The 16,471-nt window shown below is 61.1% G+C and carries 15 protein-coding genes; 8 read left to right on the top strand and 7 right to left on the bottom strand.

Annotated elements, in window-relative coordinates:
- Positions 1-91: 91 nt before the first annotated feature.
- The 7 genes from I2C21_RS05575 to I2C21_RS05545 form a co-directional block, all read right to left on the bottom strand.
- Positions 92-1,330, bottom strand: coding sequence for a threonine synthase (locus tag I2C21_RS05575; protein WP_101692678.1), 1,239 nt, complete (start codon positions 1,328-1,330; stop codon positions 92-94).
- 84 nt (positions 1,331-1,414) lie between these two features.
- The gene (locus tag I2C21_RS05570; protein ID WP_195278758.1) at positions 1,415-2,890 is read right to left on the bottom strand and encodes a pyridoxal-5-phosphate-dependent protein subunit beta; all 1,476 of its coding nucleotides are present in this window, start codon (positions 2,888-2,890) and stop codon (positions 1,415-1,417) included.
- A 286-nt stretch (positions 2,891-3,176) separates the two neighbouring features.
- Positions 3,177-4,358 (bottom strand): acetyl-CoA C-acetyltransferase, encoded by a 1,182-nt coding sequence (locus I2C21_RS05565; protein WP_195278757.1) that lies wholly within the window; start codon positions 4,356-4,358, stop codon positions 3,177-3,179.
- A 278-nt stretch (positions 4,359-4,636) separates the two neighbouring features.
- A complete protein-coding gene (locus I2C21_RS05560; RefSeq protein WP_195278756.1) occupies positions 4,637-6,532 on the bottom strand; it encodes an ABC-2 transporter permease family protein in 1,896 nt (631 codons plus the stop codon).
- The gene (locus I2C21_RS05555) at positions 6,507-7,409 is read right to left on the bottom strand and encodes an ABC transporter ATP-binding protein (protein WP_101692619.1); all 903 of its coding nucleotides are present in this window, start codon (positions 7,407-7,409) and stop codon (positions 6,507-6,509) included. Before I2C21_RS05555 ends, I2C21_RS05560 begins: the two co-directional genes overlap by 26 nt.
- A gap of 24 nt (positions 7,410-7,433) precedes the next feature.
- Positions 7,434-7,796 (bottom strand): GntR family transcriptional regulator, encoded by a 363-nt coding sequence (locus I2C21_RS05550; RefSeq protein ID WP_101692620.1) that lies wholly within the window; start codon positions 7,794-7,796, stop codon positions 7,434-7,436.
- A gap of 165 nt (positions 7,797-7,961) precedes the next feature.
- Positions 7,962-8,651 carry a YczE/YyaS/YitT family protein gene (locus tag I2C21_RS05545; RefSeq protein WP_195278755.1) on the bottom strand — a complete coding sequence of 230 codons (690 nt, stop codon included), beginning with the start codon at positions 8,649-8,651 and terminating at the stop codon, positions 7,962-7,964.
- 431 nt (positions 8,652-9,082) lie between these two features.
- Between I2C21_RS05545 and I2C21_RS05540 the strand changes: the two genes are divergently transcribed.
- The 8 genes from I2C21_RS05540 (at position 9,083) to I2C21_RS05505 (ending at position 16,298) form a co-directional block, all read left to right on the top strand.
- Positions 9,083-9,571, top strand: coding sequence for an HD domain-containing protein (locus I2C21_RS05540; RefSeq protein WP_101692622.1), 489 nt, complete (start codon positions 9,083-9,085; stop codon positions 9,569-9,571).
- Positions 9,572-9,798: 227 nt separating this feature from the next.
- A complete protein-coding gene (locus I2C21_RS05535; protein WP_101692623.1) occupies positions 9,799-10,998 on the top strand; it encodes a DapH/DapD/GlmU-related protein in 1,200 nt (399 codons plus the stop codon).
- Positions 10,999-11,094: 96 nt separating this feature from the next.
- A complete protein-coding gene (locus tag I2C21_RS05530) occupies positions 11,095-12,051 on the top strand; it encodes a ribose-phosphate pyrophosphokinase (RefSeq protein WP_101692624.1) in 957 nt (318 codons plus the stop codon).
- 107 nt (positions 12,052-12,158) lie between these two features.
- Positions 12,159-12,752: an aminoacyl-tRNA hydrolase gene (gene pth / locus I2C21_RS05525; protein ID WP_195278754.1), complete on the top strand. Its 594-nt coding sequence runs from the start codon at positions 12,159-12,161 to the stop codon at positions 12,750-12,752.
- Positions 12,753-12,866: 114 nt separating this feature from the next.
- Positions 12,867-13,613, top strand: coding sequence for a tetratricopeptide repeat protein (locus tag I2C21_RS05520; protein ID WP_195278753.1), 747 nt, complete (start codon positions 12,867-12,869; stop codon positions 13,611-13,613).
- 174 nt (positions 13,614-13,787) lie between these two features.
- Positions 13,788-14,612, top strand: coding sequence for a VanW family protein (locus I2C21_RS05515; protein WP_193535628.1), 825 nt, complete (start codon positions 13,788-13,790; stop codon positions 14,610-14,612).
- On the top strand, positions 14,609-16,081 hold the full coding sequence (locus I2C21_RS05510; RefSeq protein ID WP_195278752.1) for an AMP-binding protein: 1,473 nt from the start codon (positions 14,609-14,611) through the stop codon (positions 16,079-16,081). The genes I2C21_RS05515 and I2C21_RS05510 overlap by 4 nt, the downstream gene beginning before the upstream one ends.
- On the top strand, positions 16,065-16,298 hold the full coding sequence (locus I2C21_RS05505; RefSeq protein ID WP_193535624.1) for a phosphopantetheine-binding protein: 234 nt from the start codon (positions 16,065-16,067) through the stop codon (positions 16,296-16,298). Before I2C21_RS05510 ends, I2C21_RS05505 begins: the two co-directional genes overlap by 17 nt.
- The last annotated feature ends 173 nt before the right edge of the window (positions 16,299-16,471 follow it).

The following is a 16,471-nucleotide window of genomic DNA, read 5'->3' as shown; positions in this document are numbered from 1 at the left end:
CCCATTCAGGCTCCGTTTCAGCCATTTCCGGCTCTATTGTAGCACATGGAAAGGTTGAACGCAAGAGTACAGGAACGCTGCGCCGGAGGGGTCAGGGATGGATCCCATTGGCGTCGAAGGCCTTGAGCAGTTCGTCCATGGAGGGACGGACCAGCATGGGCTCTCCCGCGGCCTTGATGCCGTTGGCCACATCCTTGAGGCCGTTGCCGGTGACCACGCTGACCACCGTGGCGTCGGGGTCCAGGATGCCGCGCTCCAGGGCTTTCTTGACACCGGCAGTACCGGTGACACCGGCGGGCTCGCCAAAGACGCCCTGGGTCCGGCCCAGAAGGCGCATGGCGGCCAGAATCTCGTCGTCGGTGACGTTGACCACCAGACCGTCGGACTCCTCAATGGCCTGGAGGGCCTTGTCCGCGTTGCGGGGCACGCCCACGGCGATGGAGTCGGCCAGGGTGTTCTCCTCCATGGGCTGCCAGGGAGTGGCCGTCATGATAGCCCGGTTGAGGGGGCAGCAGCCCTCCGCCTGGACCGAGATGAGGCGGGGGAGCCGGTCGATGAATCCGGCGGCATAGAGGTCCTTGAGGCCCTTCCAGGCGCCGGCGATGGTGCAGCCGTCGCCCACCGAGAGGGCGATGAAGTCGGGCACCTTCCAGTGGAGCTGCTCCAGGATCTCCAGGGTGACCGTCTTTTTGCCCTCGGAGAGATAGGGGTTGATGGCGGCGTTGCGGTTGTACCAGCCCCACTTCTCGATGGCGGCCTTGGAGAGCTCAAAGGTGTCCTCATAGGAACCGTCCACGCTGATGACTGTGGCGCCGAAGATGCGCAGCTGGGCCACCTTGCCCTTGGGGGCGCGGGAGGGGACAAAGATGTAGGTGGGGATGCCCGCTGCCGCCGCGTTACCCGCCAGAGAGGAGGCGGCGTTGCCGGTGGAGGAGCAGGCAATGGTGTGGGCACCCGCCTCCCGGGCCTTGACCACTGCCATGGCGGAGGCGCGGTCCTTCAGAGAGGCGGTGGGATTCTGTCCGTCGTCCTTGATGTAGAGGGTCTTGAGGCCCAGCTCCCGGGCCAGATTGTCCGCCCGGTAGAGGGGAGACCAGCCCACCCGCAGCGGAGTGGGCGCCGAGTCGGCCTCCACGGGCAGGAAGGGACGGTAACGCCACATGGACCACTCCTGGCTGCGCTCCAGGTCGTCCCTGGTGAAGTGGGCCTTGATGTAATCGTAGTCGTAGACAATGTCCAGGATACCGCCGCAGGTACAGGTGGTGGTGTTGGGGGTGGCTTCATACTCCTTGCCGCACTTGACACATTTGGCGTATTTTACATTCTTCAGCAACGGGATGACCTCCTTTTCAAAACAGCCGGCGGGCGGGATTTCCCCGCCCGCCGGTCCGGTGTGTATGGATGAATGAGGCGCTTACAGGGCCTTGAGCAGTCCAGTGGCGTCGTTGAATTCGTTGATCAGCTCGTCCAGATCCTTGGCCTGCTGGTGGACGGCGTCCCAGGTGCCCTCGGTGTCGTACCACAGGGCGTTGAGGTCCTTCACGTCGCGGGCCTGCTGCTCCACCCAGGTGTAGTACTTCAGGTTGTGGACCCGCTTGCGGTCCCAGTAGTTGAGCTCGGCCATGTTGTCGGTCTTGAGGCCCAGAATGTGCAGGTTGTGGTCCAGAGTGGCCTCCTGCAGGTTGTAGGCGCCGTGCATCTGGTTGAGCTCTTCGATGCGGCTCTGATACATGACGGCCGAGTCGGTGAGGACGGTGACCACCACGTCGCGCTCGGTCAGCTCGTAGTACTTGGCCATCTTGATGCAGCACAGCACGTTGGCGATACCGGAAATGCCCATCCAGGTCAGCTTCTCCAGCAGCTCATCCGAGAGGCCCAGCTCTTCCTTCAGGTACTTCTGGCCGTCGGGGGTGTTGAAGAGGCGGAGCAGGCGCTGGGAATCCTCATCGTCAATGTCGATGACCATATCGGTGTTCTTGACATTGTGGATCCAGGGGATGTGCTTGTCGCCGATACCCTCAATGCGGTGGCCGCCAAAGCCGTTTTCCAGAATGGTGGGGCACTGGAGCGCCTCGCCCACGGCCAGCTTCACATGGGGATAGCGGTCCTTGAGCAGGTCGCCGGCCGACATGGTGCCCGCCGAGCCGGAGGTAAAGCAGGCGCCGGCCAGACGGTCGCCGGGGCGCTTAACCGCCTCATAGAGATCGGCCAGAGCGGTACCGGTCACATTGTAGTGCCACAGGGGGTTGCCCATCTCTTCAAACTGGTTGAAGATCATCATGGTGGGGTCCTGCTTGAGCTCCCAGGTCTTGTCAAAGATCTCCTTGACGTTGGACTCACAGCCGGGGGTGGCGATGACCTGGCCGGCGATCTGGCTGAGCCACTCGAAGCGCTCCTTGCTCATCTCGGCGGGAAGGATGGCCACGCTGTCACAGGCCAGCAGCTTGGAGTTGAAGGCGCCGCCGCGGCAGTAGTTGCCCGTGGAGGGCCAGACGGCATGGTGATAGGTGGCGTCAAACTGTCCGGTCACCAGACGGGGGGCCAGACATCCAAAGGAGGCGCCCACCTTGTGGCATCCGGTGGGGAACCACTTGCCCGCCATGGCCAGAATGCGGCAGGGAACACCGGTCAGGGAGGAGGGCAGCTCCACATAGTTGGGCACAGCCTGATAGCCGCCGCCAAATTCCTTGGCTTCGTTCTTCCAGGTAATGCGGAACAGGTTCAGAGGATTGACGTCCCACAGTCCCACATTTTTCAGCTTGTCCCGGATGGCGCCAGGAATGGATTCCGGCTCCTGCATCTGGGCAATGGTGGGAATGATGACGTTATTTTCGCGGGCCTTTTTGATGTTTCGGTCCAGACTGTCTCGGCGGATGGTAAGGTCAATCATATTCCGTGTCCTCCTTAAAATACAGAGTGCCAAAGGCGCTGCCATGCCCTAATCATAGCACAATCTGGAAATAAATCAAGAGGAAAGAAATAATTTTTGAACTTAGGCGTTTTCATTGAAAGTAAATCATATAATGAATTATTTGTACAAAATAACGGGAGTGTGACCATGCACGTTCAGATGAGTGAAATTCTGTCCGCCCGATAAAAACAGAGAACGGTCGCGGCGCGGAGAAAGACAGAAAAAAGCGGGCCGCATTTGCGGCCCGCCGGAAAAAATATTCAGATTAGCACTTCTCGAGGATGACAGCAGTGCCCATGCCGCCGCCGATGCACAGGGTGGCAAGGCCCTTCTTGGCCTCGGGACGCTTGCTCATCTCGTGCAGCAGGGTGACGATGATGCGGGCGCCGGAGCAGCCCACGGGGTGACCCAGGGAGATGGCGCCGCCGTTGACGTTGACCTTGCTCATGTCAAACTTCAGCTCGCGGGCCACAGCGATGGACTGGGCAGCAAAGGCCTCGTTGGCCTCCACCAGATCCATGTCCTCGATGGTCAGGCCGGCCTTCTCCATGGCCTGCTTGGAAGCGGGAACAGGACCCACGCCCATGATCTTGGGATCCACGCCGCCCTGGCCCCAGGAGACCAGCTTGGCCATGGGCTTCAGGCCGTACTTCTCCACAGCCTCGCCGGAGGCCAGGATGATGGCGGCAGCGCCGTCGTTGATGCCGGAGGCGTTGCCGGCGGTGACGCGGCCGTCCTTCTTGAAGGCGGGCTTCAGCTTGGCCAGACCCTCAGCGGTGGTGCCGTGGCGGGGGAACTCGTCGACCTTGAAGTCCACGATCTCCTTCTTGACCTTCACAGGCACGGGGACGATCTCGTCGTCAAACTTGCCGGCCTCCTGAGCAGCCTTGGCCTTCATCTGGGAGTTCAGGGCGAACTCATCCAGCTCCTCGCGGGTGATGCCCCACTGGTCGCAGACGTTCTCAGCGGTGATGCCCATGTGGTAGTCGTTGAACACATCCCACAGGCCGTCCTTCACCATGGTGTCCACCAGCTTGGTGTCGTTCATGCGGGCACCGAAGCGGGCGGCGGGCATGGCATAGGGGGCAGCGGACATGTTCTCGGTGCCGCCGGCCACGATGATGTCGGCGTCACCGGCCAGGATGGTACGGGCACCCTCGATCACGGACTTCATGCCGGAGCCGCAGACCATGCTGACGGTGTAGGCGGGCACTTCAACGGGAATACCGGCGCCCAGAGAAACCTGGCGGGCCATATTCTGACCGGCAGCGGCAGTCAGGATGCTGCCGAACATGACCTCGTCCACCTGCTCAGGCTTGATGTTGGCACGCTTGAGCGCCTCAGCCACAACGATGGAGCCCAGCTTGGCGGCGGGAACATCCTTCAGGGAACCACCGAAGGAGCCGATGGCGGTACGGCAGCAATTGACAACATAAATGTCCTTCATAGAATTGACCCTCCAAATATTTTACATTTCGTTCGATATATGGTCGCGGAATCGGCAATGAATACAAATTCGGTTTGCGAACCGGATAAGCTTATTATATATGATTGGGAAGAAAAATGCAACGGTGACTTGTGAATATTTTAACAATATACTTTGGAGGTCAAAAATCCGGCGGTCACCGGGACGAAACGCCCAGGACCGCCGGATTTGAATGAGAAAGTTAAAAATTTAACATACTTTCAAAAAATCTTTGGAGAGGTGCGGGATGCCGGAGTTTCTCAGGGTGCTGCGCTGCGGAGGATGAGTACATCCTCTGCGCCCAACTCCCGCAGGGCCTCCAGGGTATGGGTGGCCGTAGTCTGAATGGTAATGGTGAACTGATAGATGTGTCCGTCCTCCACCAGTTCCGAACGGGCCTCCGGCGAATAGAAGTGGAAGGTCAGATCGTTATAGTAGCAGTTGGCATAGCGGTCCTGATTCTCCAACAGATAGTGACGACCCAGATTTCCCTCTTCCAGATCGGTGAGCACGGCGTCCAGAAGCAGCTGGGTGTCCGCACCGCTGGAGAAAATTTGATCGGCTCCCGTATAAGTGGAGAGGTTGACGCTGGTCAGCACATCGCCGCTGCGGTAGAGGGAGAGATACTCCTGCTGTGCCAGACCCGGAGCATTGATGAGCGCATCCAGCTTGGCGGCGGGAGAGGTGGGATCGGCCAGAAGCTCCTCGTCCACCGGGATACGGTAGCTGCGCCGCATGGTGCCGCCGTCCCGGAAGAGATAGGTGAAGGAGAAGTAGAACGAGCCGGAAGTCTCTACGTCCACCATATAATCTCCCACCTGCTGGGAGACATAGGAGTGGGAAGATACACGCTCAGCCGACTCCAGCTGGGACTGATGGTCGATGATGGTCTGATGGAGCTCCACCAGACGGGCAATGTCCTCCTCCCGGCGCAGGACGGAAGGAGAGGAAGCTCCATCATAGGGAGCGAAGGAGGGCGTATCCAGGCGTACTTCCACCACCTGCTGGGCCTGGGGGACCCGGGCCTCAAAGCCGATCGGGTCGACCTCCAGAGTGCTCACGCCCAGCGTGAGCAGGACCAGGAAGCAGAGGCAGCCCTTCCAGCCCTGCCGGAAGACGCGGAAGGATTTGCACAGCAGCATTTCGGCGATAAAGTAGCCCAGGGCTCCCGTGAGCAGCAGGAAGAACAGGAGAGACCACAGGATGCTGTGTGAGACCTGGGGCAGGAAGACGCTCCACAGAAAAGTGCCGATAACCACGGCAGAGCAGAAGGCCACACCGTATTTGAAGATGGGGCGCAGCCAGGAGACAGCCACCACGTCCCCGGCGGTCTCCAGATGGCGGCGGCGGTAGAGGAGCAGGGCCAGTCCGGTGAAGACCAGCCCGGCCAGCATATACACAAAGACGGGAAGCAGTCCGGTAAAGTGATAATTGGGGGAGCCGGTGCTGCTCATACGGTCGATGTAGCAGAGTGTGGGAGTGAGCCACTCCACCCAGGGGTTGAGTTGATATGAGGTATAAAACCCGAAGAGGAAGATGCGGGCCAGCTCCCGAAAGAGAGCATCCAGGCCGAACACCAGGCCGTTGAGGATGCCGTAGAAGGCGGGCAACGCCAGAATGTGGCCGGTAAACATGGCGCAGAACACCGCAAAGGAGTAGAAGAACAGGGAAACCATACACTGGCACCAGCCCCACAGGAAGAGAGAGGTCAAATCCACCCCGTGGCCCGCATAGAGCTCTGCCCCCAGGGTGAGCAGGGCCACCACCAGAATGGGGAGGACAAAAAAGCTCAGGCCCGAGAGGTAGTTGGTGAGAAAGAGCCCCTCCCGCCGGATGGGCAGGGCGTGCATGAGCCCCACCGGACGGCTGGAGTAGAGATAGGAAAAGACCGCCATGGCACACAGTACACCAAAGCCCAGTGAGAGCAGGATCCCCATGGGGATGGCGTACACCACATAACCGGTCGGGTAGTAATTATCCGGCATGGGATCATAGATGCCGCGGCTGTTGAGAATGCCCACGGTCAGAATTAAGAACCAGATCACCCCGTACAGAGACCACAGGGGCCAGAACCGGGACCAGTTTTTCCGAAAGAGCGTGATGTTGAACCAGGCGCAGGGGCGGCGCTCCTTAGAGCACGATGTCACGGACGGCATAGTCCTCACCTCCCAATTCATAGATAAAGATTTCCTCCAGCGTCAGAGGCAGGGCCTCCATCAGGATGGGGGCATAGATCGCCAGACGATTGGTGACCTCGTCGGCCGAGCCCCGGACAATCAGGGTATGAATACGCCCCACCTGGGACACATGGAGGACTGCCAGGTCCTCGGGGAGCTGAGGCAGCTCCCGCTCCTGAAAGACGATCTGCATCTTCACGATATTGTCCTGCAGATCCGCCAGGGCACGCTCCAGCAGCACCTTACCCTGGGAGAGGATGCCTACATGGTCGCAGACGTCCTCTAGCTCCCGCAAGTTGTGGGAGGAGACCAGCACGGTGGTGCCATACTCCGCCACATCGCCCATGAGGAGGGACCAGACCTGCCGGCGCATCACCGGGTCCAGACCGTCCACCGGCTCATCCAGCACCAGCAGGTCGGGCCGGCAGCACAGGGAGAGCCAGAAGGCCGCCTGCTTCTGCATGCCCTTGGAGAGACGGCGCACCGGGATATTCTCCTGCACCGAGGAAAAGACCTCTTTCAGAGCCTGGTAGCGCGCTTCATCAAAGCGGGGGTAGAAGCCCCGGAAAAAGCGCATCATATCCCGGGTGGAGGCGGACAGGAAGGTGTAGAGCTCATCGGGGATGGAGGCGATGCGGGCCTTGACGGCGGGGTTCTCGTAGACCGGCTCACCTGCCACCAGCACCTGACCGGAATCCTGCCGGTAAATGCCGGTGATGTGGCGCAGAATGGTGGATTTTCCCGCTCCGTTGGGGCCCACCAGGCCGTAGATGGCCCCGTCGGGCACCTCCATGTTCAGACCGTTCAGGGCCCGGAACCCGTCGAAGGTCTTTACTACATTTTGGACTGAGATCATAAACAGCGGCTCCTCCTTCTCAAATTATGGCTGGGAAACAGCATGCAGGCGACGAGAGAGCTCGTCCGGGCTCAGTCCCAGAAAAATCAGTTCAGCAGCCGTCTGGTCAAACCGATTTAAAAGGGTTTCCCGGCGCCGGCCCTGGATATCCCCCCGGTCAGCCGCAAAACAGCCCTTGCCGGCCACTGGGTGGAGGTAGCCCTCCGCCGCCAGGGATTCATAGGCCCGCTGGATCGTGTTGGGGTTGATGGCCAGCGTAGTGGCCATCGCGCGGACCGAGGGGAGCTTCTCCCCAGGCTGGATGGCGCCAGACACCACCAGACGGCGCAGACTGTCCATCACCTGTTCATAAATGGGGCGCGCATCCCGGGAGTCAAGACGAATCATAATCAGACCCCTTTCCTAGAGTTGAACTGTATGAGGTGTATTAATACAGTCAGTATAGAGGAGTATATGACCGGGAACAAGGGAAAAAGTCTTAACATTTTCTGACGATTCCGGACGGGAGACAAAAAACCGCCCCGGCGGTTTCACCGGGGCGGTTCGGAACGGTCAATTCTGAGAGACGGGAGTGAGCTCCTCCTGAGAGCGGAAGAGGCGGTCGGTGAGCGGGGCAAACCAGCGGGAGGACTGGCCAATGAGCACAGCAGCGATAATAGTGCCTTCCCGTACGGTGGTCACGCCATGGAAAACAATCAGAGAACCAATGGTGGCCAGCACCACCAGGGTAATATCGGTCGCGGTGCGGACATTGCCCCAGGCCCGACCGGTACGCTCGGCCACCACGCTGATGAAAGCCTCGCTGGGCTGAAGGGTGGCGTCGGCGGAGACCATCAGGGCCAGGCTCAGACCAAAGACAATGCAGCCCGCCACCAGGACCAGCAGCTTGGACACGTAGGAGGTAGGCACCACAGCGTTGCACAGCCACATGTTGACGTCGATAAAGACGCTGCAGATAAAGGTGGGAACCAGCTGCGTGAGGATCTTGACCGGGTGCCAGGTCTTGGGCGCCACGATAAATTCAGCTATAAAAAACAGGAAGTTCAGCAGAAAGGAAAAGGTACCCAGCGAAATGTTGGGGAAAATCAGATAGAAGAGGTTGGTAATACTGCTCATGGGAGAGACACCAATGGTAGCCTTGATGCTCAGCGCAATACCGGTACCCATCAGGAACATGCCGATGAAAAAGACGATCCAGCGTTTGACCACTTGATCTTTTGTTGCAGCGGAGGGAGTAGACATAGAAAATCCACCATCTTTTCTTTTGAATTTTATGAGCCGGCAAGCCGCTGTTTTGCCAAAGCTCATATAGTGATATGAGGAGTTTACGGCAAGGTTGTGCAGTTTGTCAAGAAAAATTTTATTGAACAGTCAGTGAGTGTATTCGATGTAAATACACTTTGAAATAAAACGTATTTATATTGGAGACGATATAAGAAAAATTTGTATAGATAGAACAAAAATAAAAGCAAAAAACTGTAAAAAAGTGAAATATATGTCGTGCGCATGAAAAAGAGCGGGAAAGGGGCCGGTTCGGACCGGAAAGAAAATGCTGGCAATTGCCCAAAACGACATGACAAACCGTTGGAAAGCTACTATAATAAATATGGAGGGGCCCGGATCTCAGGGCCCCGGACCCAAGTGGGTCCAATGACTGCGAAGGGGTGATTCCCATGGTTTTGTTCGATGAGACGCATTGGTATCGGTTCCTGGAGTGCGTGGCCGACCTGATTGAGAGCCGTGAGGTGCTCTCCATGCGGGAGATCCCCCACCACCCGGGCTGCAACTGCTACGAGCACTCCGTATTCGTAGCCTATATTGCCTTCCGCCTGGCCCGGCGCTGGGGACTGGACTGCCGCACGGCGGCTCGCTGCGGCCTGCTCCACGACCTGTACCTGTACAACGCCCGGGAACCCGGGACCCATCCGGGCAACCAGTGCTTTGACCACCCGGTGGCCGCGGCACGCAATGCCCGCATGCTGTGCGGCGAGCTCTCGCCCAAAGAAGAGAATATCATTCTGTCCCATATGTGGCCCCTGGCCAAACGCCGGCCCCGCAGCCGGGAGGCGGCGGTTGTGAACCTGGCGGATAAGTTCTGTGCCACATTGGAGGTCTCCCAGCTCTGGCGCGTCATGGGGATGCGCCGCCTGGTCATGGCATAACCGGGGCAGAACCGGAAGGAGGATCCCCGGGGGTCCTCCTTTTTTACGCTTTCCGGGCAACCTGCTGTGTAAAGAGGCGGTAAAGTTGTTGAGAAGCCGGGGGAAAACCCATTTGGAATTGTGCATTTGTCTGATATGGCATCGGGAGACGGATTTTCCCAAAAATATGGGTGCATTTCCACGGCCGCTTTGATATAATCGAAAGAAGAGAAGGAGTGTGACCGCGTATGACGGAAAAGGCGGGTGCAATCGTATTCCTGCCGCGGGAGGGGAACCGGCCGTCCCTGCTGCTGGAGCCGCTGCTCTTTGACCCTGCGGCCCTTTGGCTGGAGCAGGCTCTGGAGCGCGCTGGAGCAGAGGAGTTTCTGGTGGTATGCCATCAGGACGACCAGGCCCAGGCCGAGACCTGCTTCCCGGAGGGAACGGTGTTCATCACCACCGGGACCGACGGGGCCAGAGAGCGTCTGCTGACCTTCCTGGAGGGACATGACCGGGTGGTGGCGGTGACCCGGCCTGTTTTTATGCCCGCCTATGCCGTCAGCCGCGTCCGGGATGGACTGGCTGAGCTGCCGCCCCAGGAGAAAAACGCCATGCTCAGCCGGGGGATCCACCCGGAGGGACACGGTGTGTTTGAGTTTACTCCCGCCGGCCGGGCTGCGCTGGCCGAGGGCGGCGATATTCTGGAGGTCCTGACCGTCCACTGCCGTCCCTATGAGAGCTGCTTCCTCCCCCTGGAGGAGAAAAATCTGGAGGACCTCCAGACCGTAGCCCGGGAGGACAGCGTCAGCCGTGCCCGGGAAGCGGGGGTACGCTTCCTGGATCCCGCCCAGGCCTATATCGGGCCTCAGGTCACACTGGGCCGGGGAACGGTGGTGCTGCCCGGGGTCATCCTGCGGGGACGGACCGTGATCGGTCCGGAGTGCGAACTGGGCCCCAACACCATGATCCGGGACTGCGTGATCGGCCGGGGCGTGACGGTCAATGCCTCCCAGCTCAATGAGAGCACGGTGGAGGAGGGGACCAAGGTGGGACCCTTTGCCTATATCCGTCCGGGCTGCCATGTGGGCCGGGAGGTCAAGGTGGGCGACTTTGTGGAGCTGAAAAACTCCACCATCGGCGACGGTACCAAGATCTCGCACCTGACCTATGTGGGCGACTCCGACGTGGGCGGCCATGTAAACTTCGGCTGCGGTACGGTCACCGTCAACTATGACGGCACCAGCAAATTCCGCACCACCATCGGCGACAACGCCTTCATCGGCTGCAACACCAATCTGGTGGCCCCGGTAAAGATCGGGGACGGCGCCTATACCGCTGCCGGCTCCACCATCACCGACGATGTGCCGGCGGATTCTCTGGCCATTGCCCGGAGCATCCAGGTGGTCAAGAAGCAGTGGGCGGCCCGCCGGCGCAACCGCAGAAAATAAGCCATCCCCCGGGCAGAACCCGGATAAGATGCAGATAGAGAAGTGACTTGAGCGGCAGGGTTTGGCCGCAAAACATATGAGAGGATGTATGTAGAAATGATTGCACACGGTAAGGACATTAAGATCTTTTGCGGAAGCTCCAACCAGGCGCTGGCCCTGGACATCTGCAAGAAGATCGGCACCTCCCTGGGCGAGGCCGAGGTGGGCACCTTCTCCGACGGCGAGAAGTATGTGTCCATCTACGAGACGGTGCGTGGCTCTGACGTCTTTGTGATCCAGTCCACCTGCAGCCCCGTCAACGACAACCTGATGGAACTGCTCATCATGATCGACGCCATGAAGCGCGCCTCCGCCGGCCGTATCACCGCGGTCATCCCCTACTTCGGCTATGCCCGTCAGGACCGCAAGACCAAGCCCCGCGATCCCATCTCCGCCAAGCTGGTGGCCAACCTCATCACCCGCGCCGGCGCCGACCGGGTCCTCACCATGGACCTGCACGCCAATCAGATCCAGGGCTTCTTCGACATCCCCGTGGACAATCTGATGGGCTCTCCCGTGTTCGTCAACCACTTCCTGGAGAAGTACAAGGACTGCCACGACGAGGTGATGGTGGTCTCCCCCGACGTGGGCTCCGTGGCCCGCGCCCGCGCCTTTGCCCAGAAGCTGGATATGCCTCTGGCCATCGTGGATAAGCGCCGCCAGAAGGCCAACTCCTCCGAGGTCATGAACATCATCGGCGATGTGCGCGGTAAGCGCGTCATCCTGCTGGACGACATGGTGGACACCGGCGGGTCCCTCTGCCACGCCGCCCAGGCTCTGGTGGAGATCGGCGGAGCCAAGTCGGTCACCGCCTGCGCCTCCCACGGCGTCCTCTCCGGTCCTGCGGTGGAGCGCATCCGCAACAGCGCCCTGGACGAGGTCCTCTTCCTCAACACCATCCCCGCCAAGGCGGAGACCTGCGACAAGATCAAGTATCTGTCCGTGGCCCCCATGTTCGCCGAGGCCATTGAGCGCATCTACGAGGAGATCTCGGTCTCCAAGCTGTTCCTGTAAGCATCCTCTCCCGCCTGCGGGCGGGTGCGGGGCGCCCCTGCCGGGTCATTTTGCCCGGCGGGGACGCCCCCTTTTCTGCAATGCTGTAATCCTGTGAGGTGGTATCCATGTTTTTCGGAAGGACATCGGGCGGCGTATCCTGGCTGGTAGTGGGCCTTGGCAACATCGGTGAAAAGTACGACAACACCCGGCACAATGTGGGCTTTGAGGTAGCCGATGAGCTGGCGGAGCGGGGACGGGTACCCATCCAGAAGCTCAAGTACCGCGCCCTCACCAACACCCTGGAGATCGGGGGAGAAAAGGTTTTGCTGATGAAGCCGGTGACCTATATGAACCTCTCCGGTGAGTCGGTGGGGGAGGCGGCCCGCTTTTTCAAGGTGCCCGCCGACCATGTGCTGGTCATCTCGGACGATGTGTCCCTGCCGGTGGGAAAGCTGCGGGTGCGCCGCGGCGGTTCGGCCGGGGGGCATAACGGCCTGAAAAACATCATCCAGCACCTGGGCAGCGACCAGTTCCCCCGGATCAAGGTAGGCGTGGGGGAGAAGCCCCATCCCGACTACGACATGGCCGACTGGGTGCTGGGAAAATTCCAGGGGGAGGACCGCAAGACCATGGACGTGGCCGTCAAACGGGCGGCCGACGCGGTGGAGTGCTTCCTCCGGGAGGGGCCGGACAAGACCATGAGCCGCTTCAACGGGTAAGTCTGCCATCTTTCGTATTTTGTAAGAAAATCGTTCATTCTTCTCAAAAGCCGTCTGCTATTCTGTGTGAGAGAACACATGGAATGGGAGGCGGCTTTTATCAGACGCTGGATATTGGAACGGGCCCGGGTGGGCGCCTGGATCTGGATGGGCCTGGGGCTGCTGGGCCTGGCAGCGGCGGAAATGCTGTACGATGGGTGGCAGCTCCCGCTGCTGCTGTTTTGGGTATGGGTCATAGGCTATATGGATGTGATCTCCATTCTGACGATAAAAGAACTGCGCCACCAGATGGCCCGGCTGGATCAGACCTGTGATCCGGCGCCGCTGTTGGCGTGGTGCCGCTCCGTCCTGCGGCAGAATCCGGGCAGTACCCGCTATCGGGTCTATGAGGGGTTTTGCCTGCTTTTGCTGGGACGGGAGGTGGAGGCTCTGTCGACCCTGGAACAGGTGGAGGGGCGGCGGAAGCTCTGGCGGCAGCCGGACAGCTTCCTGCTCTATGTGGCCTGCCGCAGTGATCTGTCCGACCCCGGGACGGCGGGACAGTGGCTGGAGCAGGGGCGCCGGGCGGCCCGCCGGAAATGGCTGGGGCGCAAGACCCTTGAGAAGGCCCTGAGGGAACAGGAGCTCTGCCTCGCCCTGCGGCAGGGACAGACCGAGGGACTGGAGGGGGCCATGAAGGCCTGCCTGGAGAAGGCGTCTTCCCTGCGTCTGCGGGTGGCCTGGCACTATGAATTGGGGCAGCTCTTCCGGGCGCTGGGCCGGCCGGAAGAGGCGGCGGAGCATCTGCGCTTCGTGGCCCAGTATGGAAACCGTCTGGCGATACGCAGCCGGGCGGAGGAGCTGCTGGAGCTGGGGCGCTGAGGCAGACCGTTCTTCCAATCCATATCGGAGCAAATGGGCGCCGCGGGAGAGAGCACTCCCGCGGCGCTGTACGCATGGGGCAATTTTGTTACCAAACTGTGGGGACTTTTCGGCACGTATGGGATACAATCCAGAGAGACGGACCTGGAACGGCCCGGGAGAGGGATGGAAGGCATGGGACAGAGGAAATTGTTTTGCCAGTGGGGGCCGGTCTGCTACCGGATCTCGCTGAAAAAGGAAGCGCTGCGGCGGAGACTGTGGGACTGGCGGGAGCGCACCGCCTTTGCCCGGACCAGACAGGTGGAATCCCTTCCGGTGGTGGTAAAGGGACACCGCTCTCCCATCCTGCGCCCGCTGCACGGGGTGGATATGGCCCTTCAGGAGAACAAGCGGCAGAATCTGGCCCTGGCGGCCCCCTGTGTGGACGGCATCTGTGTGGAGCCGGGGCAGGTCTTTTCCTTCTGGGCACTGGTGGGGCCGCCCACCGCCCGGCGGGGATACCGGGAGGGCCTGACCATCGGCGGGGGGCGGTTCTACACCGGTGTGGGCGGGGGACTGTGCCAGCTGGCCAACCTGATCCACTATCTGGTGCTCAACAGCCCCCTCACCGTGCGGGAGCTCCACCACCACTCGGACGCCCTCTTCCCGGACGCCCAGCGGCGGGTACCCTTCGGCACGGGCACGTCCATTTTCTATCCCCATGTCGATTACCGCTTCCGGAATGACACGGACCAGACCGTACAGCTGCGGGTGTGGCTGGAGGGGGACGACCTGTGCGGCGAACTGCGGGCTGGGCATCCCTTCCTGCGGCGCTACCGCCTGCGGGAGGAGGGCGCGGGCTATGTCCGGGAGGGGGAGGACTGGTTCCGGGTGAGCCAGGTCTACCGGGAGGTACTGGACCGCGCCACCGGTGAAGTGGTGGGCCGGGAGCTGGTGCTGGACAATCACTCCCGGGTGATGTATGATCCCGCCCTTATCCCCCAGGAGGAGAAGGTATGAGACTGCTGGAGCGGCTGCGGGAGAACTGCGGCGGACTGGGGGAGCGCCCCGCCTTCTGCGGCGGCGGGGAGGCGATGAGCTGGGCGGTTCTGGGGGCAAAGGTGCGGGCAACCGCGGCTATGCTGGCCCGTGGCCGGGGACCGGTGGTGGTATACGGGCACAAGGAGCCGTGGATGCCCGCGTGCTTTCTCGCCTGTCTGCTGGCGGGGCGGCCCTATCTCCCGGCGGACCGGAGCTGGCCCCACGAGCGGGTGCGCCGGGCGGCGGAGCTGGCAGGGGCCACGCTGCTGCTGGCGGTGGAACCGATGGAATTGCCCGGACTGGAGACCTGGGACCGGGGGTCGTTGGAGGCCCTCCCCGACCCCGGGATATGGTGCGAACGTACGGCCGGTCCGGCGGAGACGGCCTATCTGATCTTCACCTCGGGGAGTACGGGAGTGCCCAAGGGAGTCCCCATTTCCCGGGGAAGTTTAGACCATTTTTTGACCTGGGCTCTCTCCCTGCCGGGGATCGCCGCTTGTGCCGGGCGGGGAGTGCTCAATCAGGCAGGCTATGCCTTTGACCTGTCGGTGGCCGACCTCTATCTGGCGGTGATGACAGGGGGGACCCACACCGCCCTGACCGGAGAGGAGCAGAGCGACTTTTCCACAATGTTTGCTCGGATGTGGAAAAGCGGAGCGGGACTGCTGGTGGCCACACCCACCTTTCTGCGGCTTTGCCTCACGGATGCGTCCTTCTGTTGCGGACAGATGGGAACTTTGAGTGGAGTGCTCTCCTGCGGAGAAGTCCTTCGGTCGCGGACAGCGGAAAAACTGTTCCGGCGCTTCCCAAAACTGCTCCTCTACAACGCTTACGGCCCTACGGAGGGAACCTGCGCGGTCTCTGCTGCCCGCATCCATCCCGAGGACTGCGGGAGTGAGCTTCCCATCGGAGAGATGGCGCGGTGCGGCGCGGATATCTCCATAGAGATAGGGGGAGCGCCCTGTCCGGAGGGGGCGGTGGGGGAGATCGTGCTGCGGGGCGCGCAGCTCTCGCCGGGTTATCTGAATGGGATACCGGGCGGGTTCCGGGATACCCTCACCGGGCGGGCCTATGGCACGGGAGACCTGGGGGTGATTCGCGCCGGAAAGCTCTGGTACCGGGGACGGATGGATGAACAGATCAAATACCGGGGTTACCGGGTGGAACCGGGGGAGATCGAGGCGGTGCTGGAGACCCTGAGCGGCATCGAGCGGGCGGCGGTGCTCCCCCGGCTGGGCCGGGACGGGGGCGTACAGGGCCTGGTCGCCTTTGTGGAGAGCCCCCAACTACCTGACTGGAGCGGGGTGAAGGAGGCGCTGTCCCAGCGCCTCCCGCCCTGGATGTGCCCGGGGCAGTATGCGTGGGTGGAACATATGCCCCTCACCCCCAACGGAAAATGCGACCGGAATACCTTAAAGGAGTGGGTGCGAGATGGTAAGCCTGGATGAGATCCGGGACCTGCTGGTGGAGGCCTGTGGAAGTCCGGAGGCGGGGGAGCCGGGGGTGGACCTGCTGGAGCGGGGACTTCTGGACTCCCTGGCCCTCATCACCCTGCTGGAGGGGCTGGAGGACCGGGGTATCGAGCTGATCCCCACCCAGCTTCCCAGAGAGACCTTCCGCACGGCGGAGTCCATCCTGCAGGCGGCCCGGGCGGCCGAAATGTGACATAGAAAAAAGGTCTGCCCCCTTCTCAAAACCGTCTGAGTTTTTGAGAAGGGGGCGTTTTTGTGCCGGAAACCGCCTGATTTCCCTTGACGGCCACCCCGAACAGGGACTATACTGTCCACACGTATACCCCCCTCCCGGATGGGAACGGGGGCTTTCGGCACGTCTATAAC

Source organism: Clostridium sp. J1101437_171009_A5, from assembly GCF_015547905.1.
Classification (GTDB): domain Bacteria; phylum Bacillota; class Clostridia; order Oscillospirales; family Oscillospiraceae; genus Pseudoflavonifractor_A; species Pseudoflavonifractor_A gallinarum.
This window is presented reverse-complemented; position numbering and strand designations above follow the sequence as displayed.